Here is a 15,567-nt window from a genome sequence, read left to right on the forward strand (position 1 = left end):
GCACGCGGCGCGCTATTGTCGCCGCGCGGCCGGCGGATTGTCATCAGACAGGAAACCCTGACGCATCCCGCCGGGGCCGCCCCGGCCGGTCTTTCCGGCCTGTTCGAGGATGAACTCTATGAACGTCGCGGTCGCGCGCGTGTGGTGCCGGTTCGGCATGTACAGCATGTACATGTGCGTGCCGAAGATGCTGAGCCGGTACGCGTCGAGCGACGTGACGACGGCGCCGCGGCGCATGTCGTCCTGCATCACGTAGTCGGGCACGATGCCGACGCCGATCCCGGCGAGGATCGCCTGGCGCAGGAACAGGAAGTTCTCCGAAATCAGCGTGGGTTCGAGCAGCACCTCGTGCCGCTCGTCGGCGAGATACGCGGCGATCCGCAGCTGCCGGCCGAGCACCGTCGCGGTGACGACCGGCGCGGCCGCGAGCGCGCCGAGGCTCGCCGGCATCCCGTGCTCGGCCGCGAACGCGGGCGACGCGCACGCGACGTAGCGCACCGCGCCCATGTCGCGTGCGACGAGATTCTGCGGCGGCTCCGACATCACGCGGATCGCGATGTCGACTTCATCGCGCATCAGGTCTTCCACACGATTCTCGAACACGACGTCGAGCACGATGCCCGGATGCAGCCGCTTGAACGCGAGCAGCCACTCGGACATCACCATCTGCCCGTAGCCGCTCGGCACCGACAGCCGCACGCGGCCCTGCAGGTCCTGGCCGAGCGTCGTCACCGACTCCTGCGCGGCGAGCAGCTCGTTGCGGATGCGCCGGCCGTGCTCGTACAGCTTCAGCCCGATCTCGGTCGGCTCGATGCGGCGCGTCGTGCGGCGCACGAGCTGCTGGCCGATCGAGCGTTCGAGCTGGTTCAGTCGGTAGCTGACGTTCGCGCGGCTCATCTTCAGCCGCTGCGCGGCCTTGCTCAGGTTGCCGGCGTCGAGGATCTCGACGAGCAGCGTCAGCGCGTTCAGGTCCATGCGTGGTGTCTCCTGATCCGTCCCGCTTAACGATCGGAAACGGTCCGAAAGCATTCAATGTCAAGTCAGACTTGACAGCTTGTAAAAGCGTGCGGGAATTGTCAATGAATCTCGATCAATCGAGAATCGCATCATGCCCGGCAACCGCGCCGGACCGTTTCCCGCCGCGCGGGGACCACGCTCGCGAACCGGCGCGTCCCGCCGGCGCGGCGGCCGGTCACGTCCGTGCGGCGCACCGCACCTGGAGACACGATGAATTCACCTGCTTCCCCCGAAACCTCGGCCGCCGGCACCGTCACGCGCGAACGGCGCGATAAGGTGCTCGTCGTCACGGTCGACCATCCGCCCGTCAACGCGCTGTCCGCCGACGTGCGGCGCGGCCTCGCCGACGCACTCGACGCCGCGCAGGCCGACGACACGATCCGCGCGGTGCTGATCGTCGGCGCCGGCCGCAATTTCATCGCGGGCGCCGACATCCGCGAATTCGGCAAGCCGCCGGTGCCGCCGTCGCTGCCCGACGTGTGCGAGCGGATCGAGTCGAGCGCGAAGCCGGTCGTGGTCGCGCTGCACGGCGCGACGCTCGGCGGCGGCCTCGAGGTCGCGCTCGCCGCGCATTACCGGATCGCGGTGCCCGGCGCGAAGCTGGGGCTCCCCGAAGTGACGCTCGGCCTGCTGCCGGGCGCCGGCGGCACGCAGCGCGCGCCGCGGCTGATCGGCGCGAAGGCCGCGCTCGACCTGATGCTGACCGGCCGTCACGCGAGCGCCGACGAGGCGCTCGTGCTCGGCCTCGTCGATCGCGTCGCGCACAGCGACGACACGCTCGCCGAAGGGCTCGCGTACGCGCAGGAACTCGTGTCGCTCGGTGCGCCGCCGCGGCGCACGCGTGACGCGCAGGGGCTCGCCGATCGTGCGGCCGCGCTGGCCGCGATCGATGCGGCGCGCGTGGAGCTGCCGAAGAAATCGCGTGGCCTCTTCTCGCCGGCGAAGATCGTCGACGCGGTCGAGGCCGCGCTCACGCTGCCGTTCGACGCGGGGATGAAGCTCGAACGCAGCCTGTTCCTGCAATGCCTCGACAGCCCGCAGCGCGCAGGTCTCGTGCACGCATTCTTCGCGGAGCGCGAGGCCGCGAAGGCGCCCGAGGCGCGCCGCGCGAGCGCACGGCCGGTCGAGCGGATCGGCGTGGTCGGCGGCGGCACGATGGGCGCCGGCATTGCGGTCGCGGCGCTCGATGCCGGGCTGCCGGTGACGATGATCGAGCGCGACGAAGCGTCGCTCTCGCGCGGCCGCGCGCACGTCGAGAAGGTATACGACGCGCTCGTCGCGAAGGGCCGGATGACGCCGGCCGCGCACGCGGCGCGGCTCGCGCGCTTCAAGGGCAGCACGTCGTACGACGCGCTCGCGCAGGCCGACGTCGTGATCGAGGCCGTGTTCGAGGACATGGCCGTGAAAAAGGCCGTATTCGCCGAACTCGCGCGCGTGTGCAAGCCGGGCGCGGTGCTTGCGACCAACACGTCGTATCTCGACATCGACGAGTTGGCCGCCAGCATCGACCGGCCGGCCGACGTGATCGGGCTGCATTTCTTCTCGCCGGCGAACGTGATGAAGCTGCTCGAGATCGTCGTGCCGGCGCGCGTTGCCGCCGATGTCGTCGCGACGGCGTTCGCGCTCGCGAAACAGATGAAGAAGACGCCGGTGCGCGCCGGCGTGTGCGACGGCTTCATCGGCAACCGGATCCTCGCCGTCTACCGCACCGCGGCCGACTACGTGATGGAAGACGGCGCGTCGCCGTACCAGATCGACCGCGCGGTGCGCGACTTCGGCTTTCCGATGGGGCCGTTCCAGGTCGTCGACCTCGCGGGCGGCGACATCGGCTGGGCGACCCGCAAGCGCCGCGCGGCCACGCGCGATCCGAACGCCCGCTACGTGGAAATTTCCGACCGGCTGTGCGAGCGCGGCTGGTTCGGCCAGAAGACGGGCCGCGGCTACTACGTGTATCCGGACGGCGCGCGCATCGGCACGCCCGACCCGGAAGTCGAAGCGATCGTCGCCGAAGAACGCGCGAAGAAGGGCGTCACGCCGCGCACGTTCACCGACGACGAAATCCTGCGCCGCTACCTCGCCGCGATGATCAACGAGGGCGCGAACGTCGTGCACGAGAAGATCGCGCTGCGTCCGCTCGACGTCGATGCGGTGTTCCTGTACGGCTACGGCTTCCCGCGCTATCGCGGCGGCCCGATGCACTACGCGGACACGGTCGGCCTCGCGAGCGTGCTCGCCGACATCCGCGCGTTCGCACAGGAAGATCCGTTGTTCTGGAAGCCGTCGCCGCTGCTCGTCGAGCTGGTCGAGCGCGGCGCGAACTTCGCGAGCCTGAACCACATCGACTGAACGCCCACCCATTCGCAACGGACCCACGATGGACCTCAATTTCACTCCCGAAGAGGAGGCGTTCCGCACGGAAGTGCAGCGCTTCCTCGCCGCCGAACTGCCCGAGCGCACCGCGCGCAAGGTGAAGGGCGGCCTGCACCTGACGCGCGACGACATGCGCGAATGGCACGCGATCCTGAACGCGCGCGGCTGGCTCGCGAGCCACTGGCCGCGCGAGTACGGCGGCCCCGGCTGGAGCGTCGCGCAGAAGTTCCTGTTCGACAACGAATGCGCGCTCGCCGGCGCGCCGCGCATCGTGCCGTTCGGCGTGAACATGCTCGGCCCCGTGCTGATCAAGTACGGCAGCGAAGCGCAGAAGCGCCACTGGCTGCCGCGCATTCTCGACGGCACCGACTGGTGGTGCCAGGGTTACTCGGAGCCGGGCGCCGGCTCCGATCTCGCGTCGGTGAAGACGACGGCGGTGCGCGACGGCGACCACTACGTCGTGAACGGCCAGAAGACGTGGACCACGCTCGGCCACTACGCGAACATGATCTTCTGCCTCGTGCGCACCGCGACCGACGTGCGCAAGCAGGAGGGCATCAGCTTCCTGCTGATCGACATGAGCACGCCGGGCGTCGAAGTGCGCCCGATCATCACGCTCGACGGCGAGCACGAAGTGAACGAAGTGTTCTTCACCGACGTGCGCGTGCCGGTGGAGAACCTCGTCGGCGAAGAGAACCGCGGCTGGACCTGCGCGAAATACCTGCTCACGTACGAGCGCACCAACATCGCCGGGATCGGCTTCTCGACGGCCGCGCTCGAACGGCTGCGTGCGGTTGCCGCGAAGGTCACGAAGAACGGCCGCCCGCTCGCGGACGATCCGTTCTTCGCGGCCCGCGTCGCGCGCGTCGAGATCGAACTCGAGAACATGCGCACGACGAACCTGCGCGTGCTGGCGGCGGTCGCAGGCGGCGGCGTGCCGGGCGCGGAAAGCTCGATGCTGAAGATCCGCGGCACGCAGATCCGCCAGGAAATCACCGCGCTGATGCGCCGCGCGATGGGGCCGTACGCGGTGCCGTTCATCGATGACGCGCTCGACGCCGGCCATGCGGCGGGCAGCGAACCGGTCGGCCCGGCCGAAGCCGCGAGCGCCGCGCAGCAGTACTTCAACAACCGCAAGCTGTCGATCTTCGGCGGCTCGAACGAGATCCAGAAGAACATCATCGCGAAGATGATGCTCGGGCTGTAACGGGGAGCGCGACGATGGATTTTCAGCACACGGAAGACCGGCGGATGCTGGCGGACACGTTGAACCGCTTCATCGCCGAACGATACGCGTTCCCGGTGCGCGACCGCATCGCGCAGTCGGCCGAAGGCTTCGACCGCACGATGTGGCGGCGCTTCGCCGAGCTCGGCGCGATCGGCGCACTGTTTGCCGAAGCGGACGGCGGCTTCGGCGGCGCGGGCTTCGACATCGCGGTGGTGTTCGAATGCGTCGGGCGCGGGCTCGTCGTCGAGCCGTTTCTCGGCGCGTTGCTCGCGGGGCGTGCGCTCGCGCTCGCCGGCGGCGACGCGCATCGTGCGCGGCTCGCCGCGCTGATCGACGGCAGCGCGAGCGCCGCGTTTGCGCACGACGAGCCGGGCTCGCACTACGAACTGACCACCGTGCGCACGCGCGCCGAGCGAGCCGGCGGCGGCTGGGTGCTGACGGGCGCGAAGGGCGTCGTCGACCAGGCCGCGCAGGCGGCGTTCTTCGTCGTCAGCGCGCGCGTGTCCGGCCGTGACGACGACGCGGCCGGCATCGGCCTGTTCGTCGTGCCGGCCGATGCGCCGGGCGTGTCGCTGCGCGACTACCGGAAGATCGACGGCGGCCGCGCGGCCGAAGTGCGCTTCGAGCGCGTCGCGCTGCCGGCCGACGCCGCGCTCGGCGTGTCGGCGACGGAGGGCGACGAAGCAGGCGCGGCGTTGCTCGAACGCGTGCTCGGCTACGGGCTGCTCGCGCTGTCGGCCGAAGCGCTCGGCGCGATGGACGTCGCGAAGGAAGCGACGCTCGACTATCTGCGCACGCGCAGGCAGTTCGGGATGCCGATCGGCAGCTTCCAGGCGCTGCAGCACCGGATGGCGGACCTGCTGCTCGAAGTCGAGCAGGCGCGCTCGGCGGTGATCAACGCGGCTGCGCAGCTCGATGCGCCGCGCGCGGTGCGCGAGCGCGCGCTCGCGGCGGCCAAGTACAGCGTCGGCCGGATCGGCACGCTCGTCGCGGAAGAAAGCATCCAGCTGCACGGCGGGATCGGGATGACGTGGGAGCTGCCGTTGTCGCACTACGCGAAGCGGCTCGTGATGATCGATCACCAGCTCGGCGACGAGGATCACCATCTCGCGCGCTATATCTCGCTGTCGAAACGGTAAAGGCGCACGTCGCGAATGGAGGAGACAACGATGACGAACGACACGCGCGCGCTGCCTTTGGCCGGCGTGAAGGTGCTCGATTTCTCGCGCGTGCTCGCGGGCCCGTGGAGCGCGATGGTGCTCGCCGATTTCGGCGCGGAAGTGATCAAGGTCGAGCATCCGGCGCGCGGCGACGACACGCGCGACTGGGGGCTGCGGATCGGCAACACGGAGACGACGTACTTCAACAGCGTGAACCGCAGCAAGCGGTCGATCTGCGTCGACCTGCAGACGGACGAAGGGCAGCGCATCGCACGCGAGCTGGCCGCGCACGCCGACGTGCTGATCCACAACTTCAAGTGCGGCGGCGCGGAGAAGCTCGGGCTCGGCTACGACGCGCTCGCCGAGCTGAATCCGGGGCTCGTGCATTGCGCGATCTCCGGCTACGACCGCTCGGGCCCGGAGGCCGCGCGGCCCGGCTACGACCTCGTCGTGCAGGGCGAGGCCGGACTGATGGCGCTGAACGGCGAGGCCGGCCAGCCGCCGCTGAAGTTCGGCGTCGCGGCGGTCGACCTGTTCACCGGCATGTATTCGGCGCAGGCGATTCTCGCCGCGCTGTACGAGCGCCACGCGACGGGCCGCGGGCGGCGCATCGAGATGGCGCTGTTCGATTGCGGGCTGATGATCACAGCGTACTACGGGCTCGACGCGCTGCTGATGGGCGAGGATCCGCCGCGCTACGGCAATGCGCATCCGTCGATCGTCCCGTACGGCGTGTTCGACGCGGCCGACGGCCCGCTCGTGATCACGGTCGGCAACAACACGCAGTTCGCGCGCTTCTGCGACGCGATCGGGCGGCCCGATCTCGCCGCGGACGAACGCTACAAGAGCAACCTCGGCCGTTCCGAACACCGCGCCGCGCTGCTGCCGGAGATCCGCCGCGAACTCGCGCGGCGGCCGCGCGCGATGCTCCTCGCGGCGCTCGCCGGGGCCGGCATTCCGTGCGGCGAAGTGCTCGGGCTGCACGACGCGCTGACGTCGGAGCGCGCGACCCGCGCGGGGCTCGTCACGCGGCAGCCGCATCCGGTCGCGGGCGGCGTCGACGTGCTCGCGCCGCCGTATCGCTTCGACGGCGCGCGGCTGCCGGTGCGCGGCGCGCCGCCGGTGCTCGGCGCCGATACGGACGACGTGCTCGGCGGCTGGCTCGGAATGTCGGCCGAGGACGTCGCGCGGCTGCGGGCCGATCGCATCGTGTAGATCGCTGGTTCCGCCGCGGCGCGGGCGGAGCTGGGGAAGCGCGCCGATCATCCACGAGACACGCGTCGCCAAACGACGAGAGAATATTGGAGACACCATGGAGCTTTCCGTCATCGAATCGGTCACGGCGCGCCGTGACTACCAGCAGCTCGTGCGTGCGCGGCGCCGCTTCAGCTTCGCGCTGACGGCGCTGATGATCGCCACGTACTACGGCTTCATCCTGCTCGTCGCGCTCGCGCCGCACGTGCTGGCCGCGCCGCTGTACCGCGGCGCGACGACGACGGTCGGAATCGCCGCGGGCGTCGCGATCATCCTGATCGCGATCGGCCTCACCGCGTGCTACGTGCTGCGCGCGAACCGTGCGTTCGACCGCCGCGTCGACGCGATCCTGCAGCGTTCGTGAGACGGAGGCCGCCATGCGAATCATTTCGGGCGCCCTCGGCGCGCTGGCCGCGCTCGTGTCCTCCACCGCCCATGCGACCGGCGTCGCGGGGCCGATGCCCGACAAGGTCGAGCTGAACCCGGTCGCGATCGCGATGTTCTTCGCGTTCGTGTTCGCGACGCTCGCGCTCACGCGCTGGGCCGCACGCCGCACGCGCTCGGCGCGCGACTTCTACACGGCGGGCGGCGGCATCACCGGGCTGCAGAACGGGCTCGCGATCGCGGGCGACTACATGTCGGCCGCGTCGTTCCTCGGGCTGTCGGGGATGGTGTTCATGTTCGGCTTCGACGGGCTGATCTACTCGATCGGCTTCCTGGTCGGCTGGCCGTTCGTGATGTTCCTGATCGCCGAACCGCTGCGCAATCTCGGCAAGTTCACGTTCGTCGACGTCGTCGCGTACCGCTTCGCGCAGCGGCCGATCCGGCTGCTGACGTCCGCGAACGCGCTGACGATCGTCGTGCTGTACCTCGTCGTGCAGATGGTCGGCGCGGGCAAGCTGATCCAGCTGCTGTTCGGGCTGTCGTACGGCACCGCCGAGCTGATCGTCGGCGTGCTGATGGTCGTCTACGTGTTCTTCGGCGGGATGACCGCGACGACCTGGGTGCAGGTGATCAAGGCCGTGCTGCTGCTCGCCGGCGCGACGCTGCTCGCGTTGCTCGCGCTCGGCGAATTCGGCTTCAGCGTCGACGAGATGTTCCGCCGCGCGGTGGCCGTGCATCCGGGCGCGCTGTCGATCATGGGGCCCGGCAAGCTGATCCGCGATCCGGCCAACGCGCTGTCGCTCGGCATCGCGCTGATGTTCGGCACGGCCGGCTTTCCGCACATCCTGATGCGCTTCTTCACGGTGCCGAACGCGAAGGAGGCGCGCAAGTCGGTGCTGTACGCGACCGGCTTCATCGGCTACTTCTATCTGCTGACGTTCGTGATCGGCTTCTCGGCGATCGTGCTGCTCGCGCAGCATCCGGAATTCTTCCGGCTCGGCGCGAACGGCACGTTCAACCTCACGCACGACCTGCTCGGCGGCTCGAACATGGTCGCCGTGAAGCTCGCGCAGGCGGTCGGCGGCAACTGGTTCTACGGGTTCATCGCGGCCGTCACGTTCGCGACGATCCTCGCCGTGGTCGCCGGGCTGACGCTCGCCGGCGCGACGACGATCTCGCACGACCTGTACGCGCAGATGTGGGCGCGCGGCAAGCCCGACGAACGGCTGGAAATGCGCATTTCGCGCGCGGCGACGATCGGGCTGTCGGCCATCGCGATCGCGCTGTCGATCCTGTTCGAGCACGTGAACGTCGCGTTCATGGTCGGGCTCGTCGCGGCGGTGGCCGCGAGCGCGAATTTCCCGGTGCTCGCGATGTCGATCTTCTGGCGCGGGATGACGACGCGCGGCGCGGTGCTCGGCGGCGGCCTCGGCCTCGTGTCGGCGGTCGCGCTCACGGTGCTGTCGAAGTCGGTGTGGGTCGACGTGCTCCACCACGCGCATGCGCCGGTGTTTCTCGACAACCCGGCGCTGGTGTCGGTGCCGCTCGCGTTCGCCGGGATCGTCGTCGGCTCGCTCGCCGACCGCGGCGAGCGCGCACGCCGCGAGCGCGACGCGTTCGAGCAGCAGGAGTTCTACGCGCAGACGGGCGTGCTGGCGAGCCGCGCGGTCCAGCACTGATTCATCCGATGAAACGGCGCATGCGTCCGGATCGCCGGACGGATATTTTCCGGAAATCCGGAATCCCGGATTTCCTTGCCTGCCGCATTATGAGAAATACAATGAAAACAACGGCTTGACGGGTTTCGGAAACCTGGCATCGACCTTGCACTATGGAAGGCACGGCCGTCCCCCGCGGCCCGACTACTACATCAAGGAGACAATCGATGACCAATGCCTTCCACCCCCTCCGGATGTCTTGAGGCATCGCTTGTTGCGGCACGGCAGCCGCGCAGGCGAGCGGCCTTTCCCCTGAGACCTCCGCCTGCGCGCGTGACGCCGTTTCCACCGGCTCATCTACTTCAGCAGGAACCATCGTGAAGAAGAAACCCTTCTACAAAGTGCTCTATGTGCAGGTGATCTTCGCCATCATCGTCGGCGTGATCCTCGGCCACTTCTACCCGTCGATCGCCACCGACATGAAACCGCTCGGCGACGGCTTCATCAAGCTGATCAAGATGGTGATCGGTCCGATCATCTTCTGTACGGTCGTCACCGGCATCGCCGGCATGGAGGACATGAAGAAGGTCGGCCGCGTCGGCGGCAAGGCGCTGCTGTACTTCGAGATCGTGTCGACCTTCGCGCTGCTGCTCGGCCTCGCGGCCACGCACCTGCTGCGTCCGGGCGTCGGCTTCAACATCGATCCGGCGACGCTCGACGGCAAGGCCGTCGCATCGTACGCGGCGAAGGCGCACGGACAGTCGACGGTCGACTTCCTGATGCACATCATCCCGAACACGATGGTCGACGCGTTCGCGCAGGGCGAAATCCTGCAGATCCTGCTGATCGCGCTGCTGTTCGGCAGCGTGCTCGCGCACCTCGGCGAGCGCGGCAAGGTCGTGACGGACTTCATCGACGGCCTGACGCGCGTGCTGTTCGGCATCGTGCACATCGTCACGAAGCTGGCGCCGATCGGCGCGTTCGGCGCGATGGCGTTCACGATCGGCAAGTACGGCGTCGGCTCGCTGGTGCCGCTGCTCAAGCTGATCGGCACGTTCTACCTGACGTCCGTCGTGTTCGTGCTCGTCGTGCTCGGTGCGATCGCACGCTTCACCGGCTTCTCGATCATCCGCTTCGTGTCGTACATCAAGGAAGAGCTGCTGATCGTGCTCGGCACGAGCTCGTCGGAAGCCGCGCTGCCGCAGCTGATGGAAAAGCTCGAGAAGGCCGGCTGCTCGCGCTCGGTCGTCGGCCTCGTCGTGCCGACCGGCTACTCGTTCAACCTCGACGGCACCAACATCTACATGACGATGGCCGTGCTGTTCATCGCGCAGGCGACCAACATCGAACTGACGTGGATGCAGCAGCTCACGCTGCTCGCGGTCGCGATGCTGACGTCGAAGGGCGCGAGCGGCGTCACGGGCGCGGGCTTCATCACGCTCGCCGCGACGCTGGCGGTGGTGCCGACGATTCCGCTGTCGGGCATGGTGCTGATCCTCGGCATCGACCGCTTCATGAGCGAATGCCGAGCGCTGACGAACATCATCGGCAACGGTGTCGCGACCGTCGTCGTGTCGGCCTGGGAAAAGGAGCTCGACCGCAACAAGCTGCGCGACGCGCTGAAGGGCGGCGGCGAAGTCGCGCCGACCGAGACGGCCGGCGTCTGACGCGATGAACGAGCAGGCGGCGGCACCGCCCGCGGGCAGTGCGCCGCGCGGCGGCCTGGGCATCGATGCGGAGCCCTATGACACAATAGGCGATCCGCATCGCCAGGAAGCCTCGTCCGTGAAGCGCCGCCTGTTCATCCTCGTCGTGCTTGCCGTCGCGCTCGCGGCGGCTTGCGCGCTGACGTGGACCCTCACCTGGCAGCGCGGCGTCGCCGAGCTGCAGCGCAACGCCGCGGTGCGCGTCGACCGCACCACCAGCGCGCTGAAGAGCACGCTCGACCGCTACGAATCGCTGCCCTATCTGCTCGGCAGCCATCCATACGTGCTGGACCTGCTCGCCGAGCCGAAGCGCGCCGATTTCACCGCGCGCGCGAACCGCTATCTCGAAGACCTCAACGAGCACGCGCACGCGACCGTCACCTACGTGATCGGCGCGGACGGGCTGTGCGTCGCCGCGAGCAACTGGCGCGCGCCCGACAGCTTCGTCGGCACCGAATACCGTTTCCGCCCGTATTTCATCGATGCGATGAAAGGCCAGGTCGGCCGCTTCTTCGGCATCGGCACGATCTCGCGCGATCCCGGCTATTACATCTCGCAGCCGGTGTGGCGCGACGGCCGGATCGCGGGCGTCGTCGTCGTGAAGCTCAATCTCGAATGGTTCCAGGGCGCGGACGCGTCCGAGCCGCTCGTCGTCGCCGACGATCACGGCGTCGTGTTCCTGTCGTCGGTGCCCGCGTGGAAGTACCACACGCTGCATCCGTTGACGGGGCCCGTCGCCGCGTCGATCTACGAGACGCGGCAGTACGCGCAGCAACCCGTCACGCCGCTGCCGCTGCGTGTCGAGCAGGTGCTCGGCGCCGATGCGGAGATCGTGCGGCTCGGACCCGGCCGGCGCGCGCCGCGCTTTCTCGCGAGCAAGCGGCGGATCGGCGAACCCGACTGGCTGCTCGTCACGCTGGCGCCGATCGCGCCGATCGACGCCGACGCGCGCAACGCGACGATCGTCACCGCGTTCGGCTTCGTATCGGTCGCGCTGCTCGCGTTCTACTGGCGGATGCGCCGCGCGCGCGTGCGCGAGATGATCCGCGGCCGCGCGCTGCTGCAGCAGGCGTATGCGGAGCTGAACCGGCGCGTCGAGGAGCGCACGGCCGATCTGTCTGAAGCGAACGAGCAGTTGCAGAAGGAAGTCGGCGACCGGATCCGCGCGGAACAGGAATTGCGCGCCGCGCACGACGAACTGATTCAGGCGAGCAAGCTGGCCGCGCTCGGCCAGATGGCCGCCGGCATCACGCATGAACTGAACCAGCCGCTCGCGGCGTTGCGAAGCTTCTCCGACAACACGCGCGTGCTGCTCGATCGCGGCGAACAGGCGGCCGCGCGCGAGAACCTCGAAGCGATCGCGGCGCTGACCGAGCGGATGGGCAAGATCACGAACCAGCTGAAGCTGTTCGTCGGCCGCGCGAAGCCGCGCAACGAGCGGGCGCTCGTCGTGCGCGCGCTGCGCAGCGTGCTGGCGCTGCTCGGCGAGCGGCTGCGCGGCGTCGCGCTGACGCTGACGCTGCAGGATGCGACCGTGTCGCCCGCGCGGGATGCGCCGCTCGACGTCGCGCTCGATTATCCGGAACTCGTCGCGCGCTGCGAGGACCTGCGCCTCGAACAGGTGCTGATCAACCTGCTCGGCAACGCGCTCGACGCGGTCGCCGGCGTCGTGGCGCCGGCGATCGAGGTGACGGTCGCGGTGTCCGTCGCGACGCTCGCGATCGAGGTGCGCGACAACGGTCCGGGCATCGCGCCCGACCTGTTGCCGCGCCTGTTCGAACCGTTCTTCACGACCAAGGAAATGGGGCGCGGGCTCGGGCTTGGCCTCGCGATCTCGTCGTCGATCGCGAGCGACGCGGGCGGCGCGCTGACCGCGCGCAACGCACCGTCCGGCGGCGCGCTGTTCGTCTTGACGCTGCGGCGCGCGCGCACGCATCATCCGGACGCCGTGTCCGAGCCGGCGGGCTCGCGCTAGCGGCCCGCCGCGACCCCGGTCGCATGACCGGCATCAACGAGAGCCGCGCGCAGTCGTGCCGCGGCCTGTCAGGAGCAAATGACTACGATGGCCAACCGGCTGCAAGTGATCTATATCGAAGACGATGCGCTCGTTCGCCGGGCGAGCGTGCAGAGCCTCCAGCTCGCGGGGTTCGACGTCGCCGGGTTCGAATCGGCCGAGGCGGCCGACAAGGCGATCGTCGCGGAAACCGCCGGCGTGATCGTCAGCGACATCCGGCTGCCCGGCGCGAGCGGGCTCGACCTGCTCGCGCAGTGCCGCGAACGCGTGCCCGACGTGCCGGTGATCCTCGTCACCGGCCACGGCGACATCTCGATGGCCGTGCAGGCGATGCGCGACGGCGCGTACGACTTCATCGAAAAGCCGTTCGCGGCCGAGCGGCTGATCGAGACGGTGCGCCGCGCGCTCGAGCGGCGCGAGCTCGTGCTCGAGAACCATGCGCTGCGGCGCGAGCTGGCCGGGCAGAACATCGTCGCGCCGCGCATCATCGGCCGCAGTCCGGCGATCGAACAGGTGCGCAAGCTGATCGCGAACGTCGCGCCCACCGACGCATCGGTGCTGATCAACGGCGACACCGGCGCCGGCAAGGAGCTGATCGCGCGCAGCCTGCACGAGTTGTCTCCGCGCCGCGACAAGCCGTTCATCGCGGTGAACTGCGGCGCGCTGCCCGAGCCGATGTTCGAGTCGGAGATGTTCGGCTACGAGCCCGGCGCGTTCACCGGTGCCGCGAAGCGGCGCGTCGGCAAGCTCGAATACGCGTCCGGCGGCACGCTGTTCCTCGACGAGATCGAAAGCATGCCGCTCGCGCTGCAGGTGAAGCTGTTGCGCGTGCTGCAGGACGGCGTGCTCGAGCGGCTCGGCTCGAATCAGCCGATCCGCGTGAACTGCCGCGTCGTCGCGGCCGCGAAGGGCGACATGAGCGAGCTCGTCGCGGCCGGCACGTTCCGGCGCGACCTGCTGTACCGGCTCAACGTCGTGACGATCGCACTGCCGCCGCTCGCCGAGCGCCGCGAGGACATCGTGCCGCTGTTCGAGCATTTCATGCTCGATGCGGCCGTGCGCTACGGGCGGCCGGCGCCGGTACTGACCGACCGGCAGCGCGCGAGCCTGATGCAGCGCGACTGGCCCGGCAACGTGCGCGAGCTGCGCAACGCGGCCGACCGCTTCGTGCTCGGCGTCGCCGACATGCCGCCGGACGCGGGCGCGAACGGCGACGCGGCGGAGAACGACCAGACGCTGAAGGAGCGCGTCGAGCAGTTCGAGCGCGCGGTGATCGCGGAAGCGCTGAACCAGACGGGCGGCGCGGTCGCCGCGACGGCCGACCGGCTGCACGTCGGCAAGGCGACGCTGTACGAGAAGATGAAGCGCTACGGGCTGTCGGCGAAAGGCGAAACCGAGCGCTGAAAAACGAACGGACCGCAGTGCGGTCCGTTTTGCCGAGCAGCGCGCAGTGTGCGGCGCCGCGAGCCCTGTCGTGCGGTGGCGGCGCTCAGGCCGCGTTGCCGTCGAGCGCCTTCTTCAGCAGCGCGTCGAGTTCCGCGAACTGCGGCGCGCCGACGTAGCGCTTCAGGATCTTGCCGTCCTTGTCGACGACGAAGGTCGTCGGCGTGAGCTGCACGTTGCCGAACTGTTTCGCGACGCTGCCGTCGTCGAGCGCGACCTTGAACGGCAGCTGTCGCGTCTGCGCGTAGTTCGCGACGTACATCGGCGGATCGTAGTTCATCGCGACCGCGACGAATTCGAGCCCCTGGCCCTTGAAGCGGTTATAGGTTTCGACCATCTGCGGCATTTCCTGCATGCAGGTCGCGCAGCTCGTCGCCCAGAAGTTCACGAGGTAGACCTTGCCCTTCAGGTCGCCGGCCGTCGACACCTTCTGGCCCGACAGCAGCGTGAACGTGGCGTCCGGCGCGGTGGACTTGCCGTTGAACGCGAAGAAGCCGGCGACGGCGATCGCGGCGGCGACGACGGCCGCGGCGATATAGCGGACGGGGCCGGTGCGGCGCTGGGCGGGGGGCGTGGTGTTCATCTGCGGTGCTCTCGGAGTCGGTCGATCGCGCGGATCGATGCAAAGGACGTCGAAATTCGGCGCCCATTTTAGCGCGAATGCGGCGCGTGCAGCGGCGGCGGCAGCGGATCCGGGATGCCGGCTTCGGCGGATAATGGGTGCTTTGCCTGTCCCCATCATTGCCATGCCGAAGGAAGTCACCGATTCGATGCGCCCCCTTTTTCATGCGCTGCGACACTTCGCCGCGCTCGCGTGCGCGAGTGCCGCGCTGGCTGCGTGTTCGCCGTCGTATGACTGGCGCACGCTGCACAACGATGCCGGCTACACGATCGACCTGCCGGCGAAGCCGACCGTCGAAGATCAGCCGGTAGCGGTCGGCGGCGCGTCGATGCCGATGCGGATGCAGGCAGCGCATGTCGACGGCGCGGTATTCGCGGTCGGCACGCTGACGCTGCCGGACGACCGTGACGATACGCGGCGCGCGGCGCTCGAGTTCCTGCGCACGGGGCTGTCGCGCAATCTCGAAGGCGCGCCGCGCACGGCCGCGGTGCCGGTGCCGCTCGCGGCGGGCGGCGCGGTAAACGGGCTCGAGTTGCGCGTCGCGGGCGCGGCGAGCGGCGGCGACCATGCGCACAAGACGATCGTCGCGCGGCTCGTCGCGCGTGGCCGGCATGCGTATCAGGCGGTCGTGATCGCCGACGCACCGCTCGCGCAGGAACAGCTCGACCAGTTTTTCGGCTCGTTCAAACTCGACTGATCGCGGCCGGCGAG

Annotated in this window: 12 protein-coding genes; 10 read left to right on the plus strand and 2 right to left on the minus strand. The window is 69.2% G+C overall.

Annotation, left to right across the window (positions count from 1 at the left end; genetic code table 11):
• Positions 1 to 12 precede the first annotated feature (12 nt).
• Positions 13 to 975: a LysR family transcriptional regulator gene (locus tag BSE24067_RS18745; RefSeq protein WP_151066927.1), complete on the minus strand. Its 963-nt coding sequence runs from the start codon at positions 973 to 975 to the stop codon at positions 13 to 15.
• Between the two features lie 252 nt (positions 976 to 1,227).
• Between BSE24067_RS18745 and BSE24067_RS18750 the strand changes: the two genes are divergently transcribed.
• The 9 genes from BSE24067_RS18750 (at position 1,228) to BSE24067_RS18790 (ending at position 14,195) form a co-directional block, all read left to right on the plus strand.
• The gene (locus BSE24067_RS18750) at positions 1,228 to 3,363 is read left to right on the plus strand and encodes a 3-hydroxyacyl-CoA dehydrogenase NAD-binding domain-containing protein (RefSeq protein WP_151066928.1); all 2,136 of its coding nucleotides are present in this window, start codon (positions 1,228 to 1,230) and stop codon (positions 3,361 to 3,363) included.
• A 28-nt stretch (positions 3,364 to 3,391) separates the two neighbouring features.
• Positions 3,392 to 4,594 (plus strand): acyl-CoA dehydrogenase family protein, encoded by a 1,203-nt coding sequence (locus BSE24067_RS18755; RefSeq protein ID WP_151066929.1) that lies wholly within the window; start codon positions 3,392 to 3,394, stop codon positions 4,592 to 4,594.
• Between the two features lie 14 nt (positions 4,595 to 4,608).
• Entirely contained in the window at positions 4,609 to 5,754 is a 1,146-nt protein-coding gene (locus BSE24067_RS18760; RefSeq protein ID WP_151066930.1) for an acyl-CoA dehydrogenase family protein, read from the plus strand.
• A gap of 30 nt (positions 5,755 to 5,784) precedes the next feature.
• A complete protein-coding gene (locus BSE24067_RS18765) occupies positions 5,785 to 6,990 on the plus strand; it encodes a CaiB/BaiF CoA transferase family protein (protein ID WP_151066931.1) in 1,206 nt (401 codons plus the stop codon).
• 97 nt (positions 6,991 to 7,087) lie between these two features.
• On the plus strand, positions 7,088 to 7,393 hold the full coding sequence (locus tag BSE24067_RS18770) for a DUF485 domain-containing protein (RefSeq protein WP_151066932.1): 306 nt from the start codon (positions 7,088 to 7,090) through the stop codon (positions 7,391 to 7,393).
• Between the two features lie 13 nt (positions 7,394 to 7,406).
• Positions 7,407 to 9,092 (plus strand): cation acetate symporter, encoded by a 1,686-nt coding sequence (locus tag BSE24067_RS18775; protein ID WP_151066933.1) that lies wholly within the window; start codon positions 7,407 to 7,409, stop codon positions 9,090 to 9,092.
• Between the two features lie 356 nt (positions 9,093 to 9,448).
• Positions 9,449 to 10,738 carry a dicarboxylate/amino acid:cation symporter gene (locus BSE24067_RS18780; protein ID WP_151066934.1) on the plus strand — a complete coding sequence of 430 codons (1,290 nt, stop codon included), beginning with the start codon at positions 9,449 to 9,451 and terminating at the stop codon, positions 10,736 to 10,738.
• A 4-nt stretch (positions 10,739 to 10,742) separates the two neighbouring features.
• Positions 10,743 to 12,752, plus strand: coding sequence for a sensor histidine kinase (locus BSE24067_RS18785; RefSeq protein WP_151066935.1), 2,010 nt, complete (start codon positions 10,743 to 10,745; stop codon positions 12,750 to 12,752).
• Positions 12,753 to 12,839: 87 nt separating this feature from the next.
• Positions 12,840 to 14,195, plus strand: coding sequence for a sigma-54-dependent transcriptional regulator (locus BSE24067_RS18790; RefSeq protein ID WP_151066939.1), 1,356 nt, complete (start codon positions 12,840 to 12,842; stop codon positions 14,193 to 14,195).
• Positions 14,196 to 14,280: 85 nt separating this feature from the next.
• Here BSE24067_RS18790 and BSE24067_RS18795 read toward each other — a convergent pair whose 3' ends face one another.
• A complete protein-coding gene (locus BSE24067_RS18795) occupies positions 14,281 to 14,817 on the minus strand; it encodes a peroxiredoxin family protein (RefSeq protein WP_151066936.1) in 537 nt (178 codons plus the stop codon).
• 163 nt (positions 14,818 to 14,980) lie between these two features.
• Between BSE24067_RS18795 and BSE24067_RS18800 the strand changes: the two genes are divergently transcribed.
• The gene (locus tag BSE24067_RS18800; RefSeq protein ID WP_151066937.1) at positions 14,981 to 15,553 is read left to right on the plus strand and encodes a hypothetical protein; all 573 of its coding nucleotides are present in this window, start codon (positions 14,981 to 14,983) and stop codon (positions 15,551 to 15,553) included.
• Positions 15,554 to 15,567 lie beyond the last annotated feature (14 nt).

It is taken from the genome of Burkholderia latens (genome assembly GCF_902499045.1).
Lineage (GTDB): Bacteria > Pseudomonadota > Gammaproteobacteria > Burkholderiales > Burkholderiaceae > Burkholderia > Burkholderia latens.

What these genes read in the sequence shown, in the direction of transcription:
- BSE24067_RS18760 (WP_151066930.1), top strand. Translation starts at nt 4,609, where the DNA reads ATGGATTTTCAGCACACGGAAGACCGGCGGATGCTGGCGGACACGTTG.
- BSE24067_RS18765 (WP_151066931.1), top strand. Translation starts at nt 5,785, where the DNA reads ATGACGAACGACACGCGCGCGCTGCCTTTGGCCGGCGTGAAGGTGCTC.
- BSE24067_RS18775 (WP_151066933.1), top strand. Translation starts at nt 7,407, where the DNA reads ATGCGAATCATTTCGGGCGCCCTCGGCGCGCTGGCCGCGCTCGTGTCC.
- BSE24067_RS18790 (WP_151066939.1), top strand. Translation starts at nt 12,840, where the DNA reads ATGGCCAACCGGCTGCAAGTGATCTATATCGAAGACGATGCGCTCGTT.
- BSE24067_RS18750 (WP_151066928.1), top strand. Translation starts at nt 1,228, where the DNA reads ATGAATTCACCTGCTTCCCCCGAAACCTCGGCCGCCGGCACCGTCACG.
- BSE24067_RS18785 (WP_151066935.1), top strand. Translation starts at nt 10,743, where the DNA reads ATGAACGAGCAGGCGGCGGCACCGCCCGCGGGCAGTGCGCCGCGCGGC.
- BSE24067_RS18800 (WP_151066937.1), top strand. Translation starts at nt 14,981, where the DNA reads ATGCCGAAGGAAGTCACCGATTCGATGCGCCCCCTTTTTCATGCGCTG.
- BSE24067_RS18770 (WP_151066932.1), top strand. Translation starts at nt 7,088, where the DNA reads ATGGAGCTTTCCGTCATCGAATCGGTCACGGCGCGCCGTGACTACCAG.
- BSE24067_RS18745 (WP_151066927.1), bottom strand. Translation starts at nt 975, where the DNA reads ATGGACCTGAACGCGCTGACGCTGCTCGTCGAGATCCTCGACGCCGGC.
- BSE24067_RS18795 (WP_151066936.1), bottom strand. Translation starts at nt 14,817, where the DNA reads ATGAACACCACGCCCCCCGCCCAGCGCCGCACCGGCCCCGTCCGCTAT.
- BSE24067_RS18755 (WP_151066929.1), top strand. Translation starts at nt 3,392, where the DNA reads ATGGACCTCAATTTCACTCCCGAAGAGGAGGCGTTCCGCACGGAAGTG.